This is a genomic window from Microscilla marina ATCC 23134 (assembly GCF_000169175.1).
Taxonomy (GTDB): domain Bacteria; phylum Bacteroidota; class Bacteroidia; order Cytophagales; family Microscillaceae; genus Microscilla; species Microscilla marina.
In genome coordinates this window covers 1-16,400 of record NZ_AAWS01000078.1, presented here as the reverse complement: position 1 = coordinate 16,400, position 16,400 = coordinate 1, and the positions used below count along the sequence as shown (strand labels likewise).

Sequence of the window (16,400 nt, the reverse complement as noted above, 5' to 3'; positions counted from 1 at the left end):
GACACAAACCATTGACAAGGTACGTGATGGTAAACACCTTAATCAAATAAAATTATGCAAAAAAAAGTACTACGTCTGCTATCACTTCTGCTCCTTTTGATAAATAGTCACTACCTATGGGCACAAAAACCTATAGACACCCAAAGGTGTGGAATGCGATTGCCCACCGACCTGGCAAAGTTTGAACATTGGCTGAAGGCAAAAAAAGCCCTACACAGAACGAGAACGACTGCTACCATCTACAAGATACCAATAGTGGTGCACGTAATACACGACAAGGGTGTGACAGAAGGAGAAAAAGAGAACCTGTCGGAGGCTACCATTCGGCGATTGATCAGCAACCTCAATGATGACTTCCGAAAACGGAAAAATACCCTTGGCTACAATACACATCCAGCAGGAGCCGATGCCCGTATTGAATTTCAGTTGGCACAAATAGCCCCAGATGGCTCTCCTACCAATGGCATTGTACGCATAGATCAATCTACGGTCCCCCCCGACACATCAGGGCAATATCCAAGCTTGGTAGAAAGCGCCGCAGGTTATAGCTATTGGAGCCCTGAGCAATATTTAAATTTATGGCTTTACCCAGTGCCCAAAGTGTTGTTGGGCAGGGCAGTGTTTCCAGAAGCCGATTTGCCTGGCATTACCCCTCCCGAAAAGGAAATAAAGGCCGATGGGGTTTTTATCAATAGTGTTTTGTTTCAAGAAGGTGAAGACAATCATTTTAACCTGGGCAGAACCCTTACCCATGAAATCGGACATTTTCTGGGTTTGTTTCATACCTGGGGAATTACAGGAGGTTGCGACAGCGATGATTTTTGTGAGGATACCCCTCCGGTAGCTAATGCTCACGGGGTAGGTTGTGACCCCAAGCCTACCGCCTGCAATGGCGAGCCAGCAATGATAGAAAACTACATGGACTACAGCTACGATGAATGCATGAATATATTTACTCATGATCAGGTAGCCCGCATGCGAATTGTGATGGCAAACAGCCCAAGACGCCAAACCCTGGCTACTTCGCCTGGTTTGATACGGTTATCAACAAATCAGGTCAAGGTGTATCCCAATCCTGCCACCAACCGGGTAACAATCGTACCCAGTGCTCAGCTACAGGGGCAACAAGTACAAGTAGGAGTGTATAGCATGCAGGGGGCACTGCTTAGCCAATACAATGGTACGGCTTTGGGTACTATACAAATTAAAATTCCTGCAGGCGCCAGTGGAATGGTGCTCGTTAAAATTAAAGGCACCGCCACCAATTTGGTAAAAAAAGTATTGGTGGGACTTTAAGTGATTTTTCATAAATAATTTGAGCCATTAAAGTGTATCTATTGCCCTCATTCTTCTCAAAAAAAAAGCCTCATAGCTTTGGCTATGCACCGTTTTTTTTGAATCGTCTGAGAACAATATATTTTCTTAAATTGGCACATCTTATTTTTTCCAGATCACTAAAGCTCATTATTTCTGATTTTATCGTAAAAACCATTAACTTATCACTCCACATACTGACCAGCATTTGTATGAGGGTGGAATAATTCAATATTGAATAAATGCTCATTAGGTAATGAGTGCATAAAAACTCTTAATCAAAGCAGGTAGCAAATAAGCCGCATCTGATGCTTAGTAGCGAGCCTGGCTTAGCAAAAAATATTATGTCTATAGGAAAAGAATCGGAACTTGAAGGAATGCAAGCAGTGAGCAATGCAGTAGCCATTACTTTGAAAGAAATGCGTGCCTATGCCAAGCCTGGAATGTCGGCAAAAGAGCTCGACGATTTTGGCGGGCAATTGCTCAAAGACCTGGGCGCCCAATCAGCCCCCCACCTCGCCTATCGATTTCCAGGGTATACTTGTATCAGTATCAACCAGGAAATCGCCCATGGCATTCCATCGGCAAATAAAATACTGCAAGAAGGAGACTTGGTAAATGTAGATGTATCGGCAGAGTTGAATGGTTTTTGGGCAGACAATGGAGGTTCGTTTGTACTGGGCGAAGACATACACTCACACCAGGCTTTGGTAGATGCCTCTAAAGATATTTTGCATAAGGCGATTTATCAGACCAAGGCAGGAGTACGAATTGCACACATTGGTAAAATAATAGAAACCGAAGCAAAAAAACGAGGATTTACAGTGATAAGAAACCTTGCCGGACACGGGGTAGGGCGCAGTTTGCACGAAGAACCTTCTGATATTCTCAATTGTTATGATCGATTTAACCGCAAACGATTCAAAAATAATACTACAGTAGCCATTGAGACTTTTATTGCCACCAAATCGTCTAAGGCGCTTACCCAGGCAGACGGCTGGACACTGGTGGGTAACCAAGGTGGTTTTGTGGCACAACACGAGCATACAATTATGATTACCAACGATGAGCCTGTAATCTTAACGGCTACTAACGGTATTTGGGAATAGTGACAAATATGTTGACATACCTGCCTGCCACTCCTCAGGATATAGAGTATTTGCTGTGGCTACGCCAGCAAACGATGACTCATTATCTGGAGTTGGCAGGCATACCCACCGACCAACAAACCCATTTGAGTCGCATCAGGTATCAATTAGAAAATGCCTATATCATTTGTTGGCAAGGCACAAAAGCTGGCTTGCTAAAGTATACACAAGATGAGACACAAATAGAAGTGATTCAAATACAAATAGCCCCCGAATACCAAGGCAAAGGGATAGGGAAAACGGTGTTGGAAAATGTGCTGTCAAAAGCCCGGGAAAACAAGCTGAAAGTGGTACTGAGTGTGCTCAAGCATAACCCAGCGCTACGCCTCTACCAAAGAGTAGGCTTTGAAATAATACGTCACGACGACGTGTCTTATTATTTGCAATATACACCTTCCTTTCGGCTCCCATAAACCCTCCTTTAGTTCAAAACACCTTAAAGCTTGATGCCCATCCACAAAATATCGTCCCGCTGTTCGGTGCCTTCCATGTGTTGGGCAAGGGTATCTACAATGGCCTGTTTTTGTTGGGCAAGGGGTAAGCGGGCATTACTTATCAAAAGCCGCTTGAGACGGGTAGTACCAATTTTTTTGCGGTCAATGTCATTTTGGTCTACCAAACCGTCAGAGCCCATGTACAATATGCTATCTGGGGTCAAATAAATTACTTTTTTCTCAAATCCTCGATCGGGCATCTGAAAACCACCAATAAACTTTCGAGTACCTTTGAGTTCTTTCAACGCCTGGTCGCTGGCATCTACATACAACATTCGGCTTTTGGCACCCGAAAAATCAATCTGAAAATCCCCTGCTTCTCTTTTTTCTATCACCAAAGCAGTGGCATCCATCCCATTATTGTTGCCTGTTTCTTCTTGGCGCAGCACCCGGTATATTTCATCGTTGAGCCTGGTCAATACTTCTGAGGGGTCGTCTACATGGTGAATACGCACAATTCTGTCGAGCAAAATGTGCCCAATCAAAGTCATAAAAGCCCCTGGCACTCCGTGTCCGGTACAGTCGGCCACAATGAGCATCAACTTATGTTGGTCAAGCGAATGAATCCAATAAAAATCACCCGATACAATGTCTTTGGGTTTATACACGACAAAATGCTCGGCAAAAAAGCCTTCAATGCTGTTGGTAGCAGGCAAAATGGCACTTTGAATAAGGTTGGCGGCTTCTATACTTTGGTTAATTCGGTTTTGATACCTAAACAACGCTTTGTTTTGCATTTCTAACTTATCGCGTTGCAACGAAATACTGTGTTGAGTCTGCACCAACTCTTCGTTATTTTGTTTTAAGTCTTCGTAAGCCGAACGTAGCTCTTTAGTTTTTTCTTCTACTTTTTCTCCCAATACCTTGTTTTGCTCTTGTACCAGCTGAAGATTTTTTGCTTGAGCTACCTCTTTTTCCAGCTTGAGCGTATTTAATCGATCGCCCAAAGCCAGGGCAAACACCAACGCCTCAGCACCAAAACCAAAATACATAGCCTGGTGGGTAAACAAACTAAAGGGCAATACACCATTGATGGTAGCAATAAACATGGACACTCCCACAATAACAAAACTCCAGCCCCATACATAAAAGCGGGCGTTACGTAATCCCTTATACCAGAGGAAAAATGCGGTAAACAACAAGCTACTATAAAATAGCAATACAATGATTTGATAGGGAATCATCAACCCGGGGGCGTTGTTGGTAAGTAAGCCCAATACTGGAAACACCCCTATGACAAAAAACATCAAAAGTACAATAAAGTAATATACCTTGGGGGCATTTTTGGCAAGTTCAAGGTAATGAACAGCAAACAAACATATAAACAAAAAGCCAGTGCCGTGCCACCAAAAAAAATATTTCCAAAGCAAGGGGTGATGTATAAGCGGGTAACCACTGTCAAAGGTAATGTTCATCAAAATGCCCAATAATGCCAGGATGTAATAAAGGTAGATTTTGTCGCGGGTAGAATACCAAATAAAGGCATTGTATACCAACATAGACAATATAAGTGCTACAAAACCTGACACAATGTATTCGTATACGTTGAGGTGTTTGGTCAAAGCATACGTGGTACCCACTTGAAAAGTATATACTTTTGGAAAATTACCCTTGGCACGCAGGTAAAACACCTTGGTTTGGCGGTCATCTTCTTTGGCAAGTCTGACACAATAAAAATGAGAGGGGAATTCTCTATTTTGCTGGGGACGCAACGCCCCTAAAAGTCTTGGACGAGTATGTTTACCTAACGAATCACCTTTAACAGGTGTATAAAAGTCAAGGTACCAAGAGGCAAAGTTATCACCTATTTTCAGCCATAGGTCCTCATTGGTTTCATTTTTTACCACAAACTTAAACCAAAAGGCGGCATTGGTAGCATCAGAGTTAAACACTACCTTGCCTTGGTTTTGAAACCTTTGCTGGTATTCAGGCTTCAGAACGTCATGCAAGCTTAGCTTAGCCGATGTATCTTTTAGATAAGCTACACTGGTGCCTATTAGCTGCATCTGAGAAGTCTGCTGAACCACCACGGGGTGAGTTTGCGCAAAGCCTGATGTATAAGTAAAAATTAACACAAGCAGCCATAGCCACCATTGGTTTTCAGGAATGAACCTTTTGATCATTTAGTTCTTAGTTTGCATTTTATTGTACCCTTACCAAACATTGTACTATAATAGCACAATCACCTCACTTTTACCCTACTTTAACAGTGAAAAAAGTATTTGTTGGCAAAAACCGCTTGTATAAAGTTGCTGGAGTACTTCAAAAGTTTGGCATATCGCCTTTCTACATGCTGTCTGGCAGGAACAACTGCAAACATAAAACTATATAGGCAATCAACGAACATATATCGCATTATTTTCTGTGAGAACCAGCACTTTTAGTTATTTTGGGGCTCACCATCGTACTACTTCACTGCCATCTTCACTTGGTGATTGCTCCAATAATGATTGATGAGGGCTTGTGCTTGTTGGTAATGCTGAAAAGCTTTAGGAATGACAAGGGCTTCGTACAAACGATCTTTTGAATGGATAGAATCATAGCAGATAATGCTCATTCCTCGGGTGGTATGCCTTATTTCGGCAATGTCATAATAATGTATTTTTTGCGAACGAAACCCTCCCCCTATTCTGGTAAGCGACTGGGGCGAAATTTCTATCAGGGTGTTCAACTCAGAGATTCTTTTTTGGAAACAAAAAAAGAATATTGACAAACAAAATATTGCTCCCAGCAGGTTGGCAAAAACAGCCATCAACACATACGGTTTTTGTAATAACAATACCATGTTAAGAAAACACCCGGCAATTGCCAGGGGAATCATTACCTGATGAAGTGTTTGCTTGAATTGCTCAAGTAAATAGCTCTTTTTTTGGTGGGTATCTACCGAAAACACAAAAGGCAAAGCAGTAGACTTTGGTACAGTATGACAAGCCTGGGCAGGGGCAACCGCCCGATAGTTGCGTTGTTGTTTTTTGCTTTTGGCAATGAGTTTTTCATAATTCGTCCAAAAACTTTCTTGTTCTTTGGGGGCACTGGGGGCAAAAGATTGCCACAAGCCAGTTGCTTTTGTTTCTACTTGTTGTATAGCCATAAAACACATGAATTAGTACGAGGTAAGGTCATAGTATTGATGATTGGTCGCAAGGTGTTTCTGGAGTAGTTCGCATACCAACGGATAATTGAGGAGTGCTTCGGGTAACAATACAGATTCGCGCTCTTCCTGAATACGTCCCTTGGGCTGAATGAACACCTGCATTCCTAAAGGGTTTCTTTTAATGTCAAGAATCTCGCTATAGCTAATGCTGAGGTGGTCAAGCCCGGTACCTTCACGTATGATACCCAAGCGGTCTATCATTAATTGCATGTCGGCTAGGGGGCGGCATATTACCCAATAGTGGTAGGCAATGCCTGTGATAAACAACACCAACAAAATGGCGCTGATGGTTACTAACTGATAAGAACCTCCATCTTGATTGACTGCCCCAAAAAACACGCTCATGGCAAACCAAGCTACGGTAAACGCTTTGGCAACGGGCAATACCTGATAAGCCCATAGTTTTTTTAAGAATGCCTGTCTTTGGTTGGGGTTAATGGTAAACAATTGGGGGGCGGCCATTGTCTGGTTGCTGGTTATCTGCACGGGCACCTCATTTGCCCAAACATTCATGTGCTGCTTTTGTGTTTTTTTCGATTCGTCAATGGCTTTATAGTAAGCTGCCCAAAACAACTCTCCCCCTTTATTCCCTTCATTGGTTGGGTAAGCTTCCCAAAGCCGGCTGGCTTGCTGTATAGTATCAGCAGCCCTTGCGATGGGTATATAATTCATAGTATAAGTATAGAATAGTTCATGTAAGAAATATAACAAATTTTAGCCACAAAAAGAAAACCAAACAAAATATATAGGAGGCAATGAACTGTAAACCCTTAGGTACCGACACATATCAGTGCAATGAGCTACAAGCAGCATTCACCCATTGGGTACAAGCTTACACCTACGCTTTCATTACTCTAGCCAACCTAAAGCATCTGTTGTGTAGGGTAGAGAAACCTTTAATGATGACTTGTTACTTAATCTCGAAGAAAACCTTAGGATTGCCCTGCCTGTAAAGTGAGTTCTCTCGAATAAACCTTTACATTTGTAGCCAGAAGAAAATTTTTAATTTTTATGAAGCATACAAAACTTTTATTTTTTTTTGGGTGGTGCATACTAGCAAGTGGACTCACTGCCTGTGGTGGTAACAAAACAGGCAGCAATACAGCAAAAACACACCGCTATGAGGTAGAATCAGGCGAAATAAGTTACCGACTTAATGGCATTCAACAAGGGTATGAAACAGTGTATTTTGATCAGTGGGGAGCTCGTGAAGCCCGTTATACCAAAGCCACGCTTAAGGTAGGCAGCAATGTCGACCGTAAGGTTGACCGTATGATACTGACTGATAAAGAATGGGTGTACAGCATAGATTTTCTGGAAAAAACCGGCACCAAAATGCGTAACCCAGCCTATGATCAAAACCCAAAACAAATCAGCTTAAACCCTCAAGACTTAAGTCGAATTAACGCACAAAAGCTGTTTAAACTAGGGGGACAAAAAACCGGACAAGATCAGGTAACAGACCTTACTTGTGATGTATGGGAGGTAAAACGACTAGCCGCTAAGTTTTGGATTTGGAAACAAATTGTGCTCAAAAGAATACCCAAAATAGCGACCGAAAGAACCATTACTCGTGAAGCTGTAAGAGTAACTACCGGGCAAAAAATAGCAGATGAAAAATTTGCGCTACCCAAAAATATCGAAATTCAGGACTTAAGTACTAAGAGTTTGTCGCACTAGCAGTTTTATGCAAAAAATTCAAGTGATTTCCTGTGGATAGTTTCAAAATAATATGCAAATTGCTCATAGAGTAAGCCTTGAGCGTAAGTAACAATTTACAAGGCTTTTGTTGCATTTGTAGCGCAATATTAAACATTGCCAAACACTTGCTTGTTGTCAGTCAGAGTGTAACCCAACAACGCAACAAAACAGCTATATACCAGGGCTTGCCTAAATGTATTGATTTGGATAAAAAAGTAAAAAAACTAACTTTGTAACAGACAAAAAATAATACTTTGGTTTAGGGCGCAAACCTTACGGCTGTGCCTGGCAACTTGCCAGGGTTTACCTCAGCAGTAAATTGTTTTCTCTCAACACAGAGGCTATTTTTAAAACGGTTACTTTGTACAAAAAAACAGATATATGAGTGTTTTAGTCAATAAGGATTCTAAGATAATTGTTCAAGGCTTCACAGGCTCTGAGGGTAGTTTTCACGCAGGGCAAATGATAGAGTATGGAAGTAATGTAGTAGGTGGTGTAACTCCTGGCAAAGGGGGAATGACTCACCTTGAACGCCCGGTATTCAACACTGTAAAAGAAGCTGTAAAAGCTACAGGTGCTGATGTATCGATTATTTTTGTACCTCCTGCTTTTGCCAGCGATGCCATTATGGAAGCTGCTGACGCAGGTATCAAGGTAATTATTGCAATTACTGAAGGGATTCCTATTTTGGACATGGTAAAAGCCAAACAATATATCCAAGGCAAAGATGTGCGTTTGGTAGGACCTAACTGTCCTGGGGTAATTACTCCTGGTGAAGCTAAAGTAGGTATTATGCCTGGTTTTATTCACAACCCTGGCCGTATTGGTATTGTATCGCGTTCTGGTACTTTGACCTACGAAGCAGTAGATCAAATTACTAAAGCCGGACTGGGACAGTCTACTTGTATTGGTATAGGCGGCGACCCAGTAATTGGTACTACTACTAAAGAAGCGGTAGAGTTGTTAATGAATGACCCTGACACTGATGCCATCATTATGATTGGTGAGATTGGTGGAAGCATGGAGGCTGAAGCTGCAAACTGGATCAAGGCTGATGGCAACCGTAAACCTGTAGTAGGCTTTATTGCTGGACAAACTGCTCCCAAAGGACGTAGAATGGGACACGCAGGAGCCATTATTGGTGGAAAAGATGACACCGCCGAAGCTAAGATGCGTATTATGCGTGAGTGTGGCTTACACGTGGTAGCTTCTCCTGCCGAGATTGGCGCCACTATGGTAAAAGCACTAGAGTCAGTAACTAGCTAATTGCTTTAGGCAAGTCGGTAGCTTCTACAGCCTCAAGTCCTTAGATGCCGATGCATATCGGTGCTTTTAGCGATAAGCTTCAAGTTTGACGCTGCTCTACAAGCAACTTACCGATTTTATAGAACATTGATTTTTAGCGGTTTATAAAATCAGTAGATGGACGCTTTTAGCGACAAGCTTCAAGTTTGATGCTGCTCTTCAAGCCTATTACCAATTTTATAGCACGCTGATTTTTAGCGGTTTATAAAATCGGTAGATAGTAGTTGTAAACCCAAACCTCACCTATGGCAAACATAGGTGAGGTTTGTTGTATTAGTCCCCTGCATGTTTTCTTCATTTTACTCCAAGTTCTTTCCAATACCTCCCCACCCCTTTGTAAAAACTAGCTTTTTAGTTAATTTTTTTACATATTATATCTGTTATATAGCCAAATTTCGTATTCAAAAGTATTATTATAAATAAAAATTCCTTTAGAAAACTTATTGCAAGCAATGATCACTGTACTCGTGACTAAAGTATAGGCACTGCTTATTTAACGTACACCAATTTGATGCAAATGATAGAACTGTTTAATAATCGTTTTCAAAAATTCTACTATGATTCAAACCGTAGCTTTTTCATCAATGTATGGAAACCTGATAGTCAATTGTTAGGCGAACGCAGCTACAAAAAAGAGCAAATGATACTATGGAATACCATTAGAAAGGTACGTCCCCGGTTTGTGGTTTCCGACAGCACTGATTTTTTGTATGCTATAGACCCTGTAGAGCAAGATTGGGTGGCTTCAGAGATAGATCGTTTGATTGCCGATGTGCACCTTGAGCGTCTTGCCATTGTTTTAAGCCTCGATTTTTTGGCGCTGCTGACCATTAAACAGACTATAGAAGAAGGCAGATTTAAAAATATTACTCGTTTTTTTGATAACACCAAAGATGCCGAAGAGTGGCTTTTTCACGGATCGCAAGCTGCCTAAAGCACAAAAAACCTGAGACTATTTATTGTATCTCAGGTTTTTTTATTTTAAGTACAGAGCCATAGGCTACTTGTGGTTCATTGCTCATTGCACCAATATGCATTGATATCCAATGTTTACTACTGTTTACCTAGAAATACACGTACTGGTAGTCTATCAGCTCCATTAGTTTACTGTTTTCATACCTACGCACCCTTATCAAGCCCCCCTCCTTATATATTTTTACCGACTTATACTTACCATTGTGGGTTTGGTTTATCACCTGCCATAGCTTACCGTTTTGGTATTGGTACTCTATAGTAGTGTTGTAGTCGTTATTTTTTCGTTGCGGAAAAACCTTGCTTATTTTCAATAATTGCCCCACAGCATTGTATGTATAATCTTCTTGCTCTACCACTTGTTGATAAGCATCATATTCATTTTTGTGGGTTCTCAGGTGGGTTTTGTAGTCGTAAGTATAAATCACCTTATAGCTTGTGCGTTGCTTGCCCGAATACAGGTAATGCATTTCCCCTATTACACTGTCTTGCTTGTTGTAGGTATACAATATCCGTTTAGACAACTTCCCCGTGTGATACGTTTTCTCTTCTACTTTATTGCCTTTGTTATTAAGGTAAGTATGGGTTTTATGCACTCGATCGTCGGGCATTTTCATTATTTCAGTCATCACCTTTTTGCCATAAACATAAGTACTAGTGAAACTGGTTTCGCCCTCGTACCCCTCTATTTTTACCAGTTTGCCCTGTTTGTCATAAAAATAAGTATTGTCTATATACAATCTAAAATCTTGCTTTCTTAGTAACTTACCGTCAGGGTTATAGTCATAGGCAAAAAACTTTTGTGAAGTTTTGTCCTTTTTAGAGTATTTTCCCCAGCCCACAATTTGCTTGATTTTTTTTTGAGCACAGGCATTGCTGACCGCCAGGCTACTTAGTAGCAGGCAAGGCAGCATGAGGGTATACAACCACGTCGTTTTCATATAGGTATTAGGGTTTGGCTTCTAAAAAATGAAGGGCATCTTGTGCTGTTTTCAAGGGAATCTCTTCCATAGGCACATGGCCCACATTTGGGTATATAATCAATTGATTATTGGGCAACTTTTCTTTAAACGCATAAGCCAGCTCCAATGGTATCCAAGCATCATCTTTTCCCCACATAATGAGGGTATGGGTGTTGATTCGAGGAATGTCTTCTGAACGATCCTCAACAGGAGTTTTCGCTCGTTGAATAAATGCTTCACGGTTGCCTTTTCTCAGAGTAAGTTGCTGGTATTGGGTAATCAATGCAGGCGACACCTTGGCATCGTCGCTGTATACCTCTAGCAGGTTTTTTCTAAAAATAGCCCTGGGCGTGGCATAGCGCATGACCCAATTGACTATAGGGGTGCGGGCAAGTTGCATAATCCACAGCTTTTTACGTTTTTTTTTGAGCGGAATACCACTGGCATCCAACAAAATCATTTTACCTACCCTATCGGGGTAAGCCAAGGCAAAACGCCAGGCAATGTTTCCTCCCAGTGAGTTGCCAGCAATATGACACTTTTTAATGCCTTTCTTTTGCAGCAGTGCTTGTACAAACTTCACATAAGTACTGATTTTATAATCGTGCTGTGGGTGCGGTCCTGTAAGCCCAAAGGCAGGCAAGTCGAACCGAATGACGCGGTAATGTTGCTTGAGTTGGTCTACCCAACCTTGCCAGGTATGCAACGAAGCTCCCGTACCGTGTATAAGCACCAAAGGAAAACCCTTGCCCTCTTCGCGGTAATGTACCTGCATGCCTTGTATGCTTACAAACTCTGAGGGGGGTGGTGCATACCTTGTTTTGAGTTGCTCTACGGCTATATCGGAGCGATAAGCCCAAATAAAAACCCCTGCCAATAGTATGACGAGGGTAAAGAAAATATAACGTATTATTTTGAGCATTTTTTTGGTTGTTCGTCAGTATTAAGCCCCGACAAGGTTCTAGGTACACCTTTTATCGGTGCTACAAGTAAGAATAACTCACTTACCATAAGGCTGTTATACCTATTCATTAGGTCTATTTAATTCTGCCTCGGTACTTAGATTCGCGCCTATTTGTCATTATTATTTACTTGGTGCCCACGAGCAGTTTTCAGTTAAATAATAATATTAAATCACTTCAACCTGACTAATTTTTTAGCTGCACCGCTATCTCATCCAAATCTTTGCGAATGCTTGTTTGTAATCCAGTTAACCACTCTTGTTGCTCGGTCAAAGGTAAGGAGGCAATGTACTGAAGAGTTTTTTGCATGCTATTTTTTTGTTCGTGCCTGTCTTTTACTGTCATCAATTGCTCAAGGTAGCGATCAATGCTCAATTCAATTTTATCGGTTGTCATTTTGTCATTTATCTAGGTGTTCGTAATCTATATTTCAGCTTCCGCCAATTTTCGCTTAGTAGCGGCAAACTCATCCAGCAAACTGTCTACAATATCTTGCGCTTTTTGCTTGTCTGCCGATATTCTATCGCTGTATAGCAATAAGCTATAAAACTCAATTTTAACTTTGAGGTTTTCCAGCCGGGTATTCAAAATTTCAATTTTTTGCTTATCGAGCACTTTATTTCTCAGTTTCTTTCTTGGTGATTGTTTTTAATTATTCAACGATATTTGTAAATGTATCATCAACCAAGATAAGTTAAATCTGCTGATTTACCCATTTTTATAGCGTCTTTTCACGCAACAGCCAATGCCCAAATCAAAACCACCAGTTTTATTAAAATCATCACAAATTTGTAAGTTTTATTAAAAACAAAATAGGAAAGATAATTGTTTTTGAACAGAAAATTAGCCCAAAAATCGTTTTGGTGGTACCAATGTCGCTATCTTGCAACTATCCTAGTATTATTTATTTTTTTAACCACAAGTATCCAAATGTTTAGCAAAAACAACCAAGTTTTTTACTACAATGCTGGTCGCCACAAAAGCATTGCCCTCAAAGAAATAGATGCGCAGACCTTTATAAAAATAGGACATTTTAAAGCCAACCCTGGCAACCAACCCATCATACATACTGCCTACCCAGAAGCCAAAAATGTTGAGTATTTTTATTGCAAAGACAGGCGCGGGGTATACCTAATAGAGGAAGTTTTTACTCAAGAACGTTTTTCGCCCAGAGTAACTATTTATAAATTGGGCTGGGCAGACCCTAAAACTTTTACTACCAACAATGCGCTGTTTCCTTATGCCAAAGACAAAAACGGAGTGTATCTACACATCCACAAAGTACCCAACCTACTGCCCCAGGGCATTACCTCGTGTCAGGACATTATGAACGCACCACACCATAGTTATGAAAAACTCCCTATAGAAGTACTTTACCAATATCCTTAACCTTTGGTTAAATCATTCCTTGGGGCAAGCTTCCCCAAGGAATGTACTATACATAAAGCTCAAGCTCTAAAACCTTATTTTACCAATGCGCACCATTTTATCTTCCGCTTCTACAGTATTGGCATTTTTGCTGTCAAGCGTAATCACCTTATGCGTCACCTTTTCGTTGCGCCTGCCCCAATTGCGATAAACTACTATGTACACCCTGGTTTTGGTAGAAGCACGCTCTTGCTGCTGGTTATAATAGTTTACCCTTATTTCATACTTGCCTTTTTGGGTTTTATCAGCATAATACAGCACAGGTCCCAACCCCTCCACATCTTCGGTCATCATGCCTCCGTTGTTGGTTTCATCATTTTTATAAGAACATACCTCCTTAGAAGGCTCCTTTACATATAAGTCAACATAGGTTTGGTCGGTGTTCCAGGTAATGTACACCATCAAGTCTTTGGTCTTAAAACTGTAATCCTCATCATGGATCAATTCCTCCAACTCAAGTAAACGTTGTGCTACATACTTATGCAGCTTAAACCCTCGTTTTTGCTTGAGTTTTCTCAACAAGCGTAGATAGTCCATGGCTACAATTGTTTTAAAGTCGTGCGACTCCCAATCATCCCATTCGGTTTCGACTGCCAACTCATAATACAACATTGCCAACTCATATTTGCCCATTTGCACCAATGCCTGAGCAATGAGCTGATAAGAAGGGGGTTGATAAGGACGCAAGTCGATCAGTTTTTTAAATATAAAATACGTGTGTGCCGTCAGCCCCCATTTCATTGCCGAAAATCCCACATCGCGCAACTGATTAGGGTCGCCTGCATTCTTTTCTACCAACGAACTCAACAAACGCATTGCGTCTCCTTTATTGCGGCGACGATCTGCTGCTCGGTTAATGATCTTATAATCGGGAGAGTCATCCTGTAGCGTAGCCAACAACTCATCCAACATTCCTGACTTGGTTCTTCTCCTGCCGTTTAAACGAGGCGAGTGTACAATAAAATCATCTACTGGCAAGCTTTTGATCAAACTGTCTAAGGTTTTCGAAAGCTTAAGTTCAGACCCACTATGACTTTTGTCTAAACCACTGAGTTTTTTCACCAAATTGATAAAATCAACCTTAGGGTTACCCAAAGAAGCCAGGTTTTTCAGCAAACCCGGCAGCAATTTATTTACAAGGTTTTGCTGGACAAACTTCAGGTTATCTTCAGGTTGAATGTTATAACGTTTATAGTCGCGGTCACTCTCCAGCATCACAAAAGAGCAGGTTTGCCCTGGCACCTCAAAGTGAGTGGCATACTTTATCGCGTCTTTTTCGCCTAAGCTACCCAAATCCTCCAACTGTGTAGTGGCTATTTGTCCGTATACCCTAGGAGCAAGCGCTGAGGCAACCCGTTGGCTAAAGTTAACCTTCAAAGTATGCACATGCGCGGGTTGGGTTAAATCTATAAAGAGCGTGTTTGCCATATTTTGTGCGTAGCGCCCGGCAAGTACTATTTTTTGCCCGGGATAAAGGTATTGAGGACGTCCAGCAAGCAAAAAATCACTGCTTCCGGGCATGGTAACTTGGTTGATACGCCAAGGCTGGAACCTAAAGTTTTGGCTTACTTCGTATACTTCACTTTCGTTTAATATAGAAAATACCGCCCCTTGAGTACTACGCGCCAAATGGTCTAGTATGCGCGCGTCGGTGCCCGAAAGCCCCGTACTAAAAGCATACAATTCGTCTTGGGAAGCTATCTTTTTCGACAACTGATACAAACCATTCTCTCCCCAACTAAGGTCGCCATCGCTCAACAAAAACAAGTATTTGGCTTTGCTTTTCAGCTTGCTGTTATACACCTCGTCCAGTGCTCTGCCCAAGTCAGTGGCTCCTTCAAGCGATAGTTTATTGGCAAATTTCATAAAACTGGCGATGTTTCCGGGGCTGTTTTTTGTCCAGCCTTTTCTCCACCAAAACGCCTCTACGTTAAAAAAAATCACCGAAAAGCGTTTAATCACGTCGCGGTTTTCGTGCAACAATGTACGCAAAGTAGTAAGCCATACATTGAATTTATCGGGTTGCGAGCTCAACGACACATCCAACAAAAACACGACGTTTTTCTTCATATTTTTACGGGGTATTTTGGGCAAATTGGCTTTAAACGAAGTAGCAAAATAATTGATTGCCTGCCCTCCTACCGATTTCAACACCAATTGGCTTTGCTTGGGTATGGTCACCTTTACTTCTCGCTCTTCAGGGTTTACCCAGTGCAGGTGCACATTGTTGCCCAATTGTTGGGGCTGGACAGCGGGCAAAATATTGAGGGTTTGAGTATTGGCTTGCGCAATGGCAAGGTTTACCTTAAGCGAAGGGGTTTTGACCAGGTTTGATTGATTTTTAGTTGACGGTTTTTTTTTAGTTGCTGTCTTTGCTTTCTTTGGGGGGGCATTGCCCAGGGCAAGCTGCAACACATAGTTTTCGTCAGTTTCCAACAAGTCAATGTCGTAAGCAATGACAATATGGTGCATTTTTTTGGCTGTCAACGGGTACACCCTACAGTTAAACATATCGGCACCCGACCATTCCATCAGTGCCGGGTCTACCTGATTGTACACCGTTTGGGTATAGGCATAGGCTGCCTTTTGTTTGGGCACTACTCTGGCACGTTTTACTGCCGACCATTCGCCCGTACGATTTACCAACAGACTGTCTCCGTGAAAGTTCCACTGTTTGTTTTGGGCATAATCAATGGTGGTTACTTTTGCATCTCTGGCTTTTTCAAACACTTTTTTAGTTTCGCCAAAGGCGAAAAACGAAGGACTGGCCCCATTGGGCAACTTTAGCTTAAAGGTACCCTCAAAACGTCGATTATGGTGGTTATAAAAGTAACAATCCATGACCACCCTGGCACGAAACCCTTCTACTTTGACGGCTATTTGTCGGCTATGCAGTGGCAAAGTTTCTTTATCGCCTATCTCCAGACGCACTCGATTTACATCTCCGCTCGACCGCTTCC

The 16,400-nt window shown here is 41.7% G+C and carries 15 protein-coding genes; 7 read left to right on the top strand and 8 right to left on the bottom strand.

Going from position 1 to position 16,400, the window contains the following annotated elements; translation table 11 throughout:
* Window positions 1-54 precede the first annotated feature (54 nt).
* The 3 genes from M23134_RS35370 to M23134_RS35360 all read left to right on the top strand — a co-directional run bounded on the left by M23134_RS35370 (window position 55) and on the right by M23134_RS35360 (window position 2,875).
* Entirely contained in the window at window positions 55-1,296 is a 1,242-nt protein-coding gene (locus tag M23134_RS35370) for a M43 family zinc metalloprotease (RefSeq protein ID WP_053337454.1), read from the top strand.
* A 362-nt stretch (window positions 1,297-1,658) separates the two neighbouring features.
* The gene (map, locus tag M23134_RS35365) at window positions 1,659-2,423 is read left to right on the top strand and encodes a type I methionyl aminopeptidase (protein WP_045114977.1); all 765 of its coding nucleotides are present in this window, start codon (window positions 1,659-1,661) and stop codon (window positions 2,421-2,423) included.
* Between the two features lie 8 nt (window positions 2,424-2,431).
* Window positions 2,432-2,875: a GNAT family N-acetyltransferase gene (locus tag M23134_RS35360; protein ID WP_002705322.1), complete on the top strand. Its 444-nt coding sequence runs from the start codon at window positions 2,432-2,434 to the stop codon at window positions 2,873-2,875.
* 23 nt (window positions 2,876-2,898) lie between these two features.
* Here the strand turns inward: M23134_RS35360 and M23134_RS35355 are convergent, their stop codons facing one another.
* The 3 genes from M23134_RS35355 to M23134_RS35345 form a co-directional block, all read right to left on the bottom strand.
* Entirely contained in the window at window positions 2,899-5,079 is a 2,181-nt protein-coding gene (locus tag M23134_RS35355) for a 7TM diverse intracellular signaling domain-containing protein (protein ID WP_002705320.1), read from the bottom strand.
* A 284-nt stretch (window positions 5,080-5,363) separates the two neighbouring features.
* Complete coding sequence (locus M23134_RS35350) at window positions 5,364-6,047, bottom strand: hypothetical protein (RefSeq protein WP_002705318.1); 684 nt, start codon at window positions 6,045-6,047, stop codon at window positions 5,364-5,366.
* Between the two features lie 12 nt (window positions 6,048-6,059).
* Window positions 6,060-6,782, bottom strand: coding sequence for a hypothetical protein (locus M23134_RS35345; protein WP_002705316.1), 723 nt, complete (start codon window positions 6,780-6,782; stop codon window positions 6,060-6,062).
* A gap of 339 nt (window positions 6,783-7,121) precedes the next feature.
* On the opposite strand from M23134_RS35345, the gene M23134_RS35340 reads away from it, so the two are divergent.
* The 3 genes from M23134_RS35340 (at window position 7,122) to M23134_RS35325 (ending at window position 10,050) form a co-directional block, all read left to right on the top strand.
* Window positions 7,122-7,790: a hypothetical protein gene (locus M23134_RS35340; RefSeq protein ID WP_002705314.1), complete on the top strand. Its 669-nt coding sequence runs from the start codon at window positions 7,122-7,124 to the stop codon at window positions 7,788-7,790.
* 402 nt (window positions 7,791-8,192) lie between these two features.
* Entirely contained in the window at window positions 8,193-9,077 is an 885-nt protein-coding gene (gene sucD / locus M23134_RS35330) for a succinate--CoA ligase subunit alpha (RefSeq protein ID WP_002705310.1), read from the top strand.
* A 550-nt stretch (window positions 9,078-9,627) separates the two neighbouring features.
* On the top strand, window positions 9,628-10,050 hold the full coding sequence (locus tag M23134_RS35325) for a hypothetical protein (RefSeq protein ID WP_002705307.1): 423 nt from the start codon (window positions 9,628-9,630) through the stop codon (window positions 10,048-10,050).
* 130 nt (window positions 10,051-10,180) lie between these two features.
* Here M23134_RS35325 and M23134_RS35320 read toward each other — a convergent pair whose 3' ends face one another.
* The 4 genes from M23134_RS35320 to M23134_RS35305 all read right to left on the bottom strand — a co-directional run bounded on the left by M23134_RS35320 (window position 10,181) and on the right by M23134_RS35305 (window position 12,627).
* Window positions 10,181-11,029: a hypothetical protein gene (locus M23134_RS35320; protein WP_045114975.1), complete on the bottom strand. Its 849-nt coding sequence runs from the start codon at window positions 11,027-11,029 to the stop codon at window positions 10,181-10,183.
* A gap of 7 nt (window positions 11,030-11,036) precedes the next feature.
* Window positions 11,037-11,972, bottom strand: a complete 936-nt coding sequence (locus tag M23134_RS35315) for an alpha/beta fold hydrolase (protein WP_002705304.1) — start codon at window positions 11,970-11,972, stop codon at window positions 11,037-11,039.
* Between the two features lie 226 nt (window positions 11,973-12,198).
* Window positions 12,199-12,408: a hypothetical protein gene (locus tag M23134_RS35310; RefSeq protein WP_002705302.1), complete on the bottom strand. Its 210-nt coding sequence runs from the start codon at window positions 12,406-12,408 to the stop codon at window positions 12,199-12,201.
* 27 nt (window positions 12,409-12,435) lie between these two features.
* Window positions 12,436-12,627 (bottom strand): hypothetical protein, encoded by a 192-nt coding sequence (locus M23134_RS35305; RefSeq protein ID WP_002705300.1) that lies wholly within the window; start codon window positions 12,625-12,627, stop codon window positions 12,436-12,438.
* Between the two features lie 315 nt (window positions 12,628-12,942).
* Between M23134_RS35305 and M23134_RS35300 the strand changes: the two genes are divergently transcribed.
* Window positions 12,943-13,401, top strand: a complete 459-nt coding sequence (locus M23134_RS35300) for a DKNYY domain-containing protein (RefSeq protein ID WP_002705298.1) — start codon at window positions 12,943-12,945, stop codon at window positions 13,399-13,401.
* A gap of 66 nt (window positions 13,402-13,467) precedes the next feature.
* Here the strand turns inward: M23134_RS35300 and M23134_RS35295 are convergent.
* The coding region (locus M23134_RS35295; RefSeq protein ID WP_002705297.1) for a DUF2135 domain-containing protein at window positions 13,468-16,400 on the bottom strand (2,933 nt) is incomplete at its 5' end.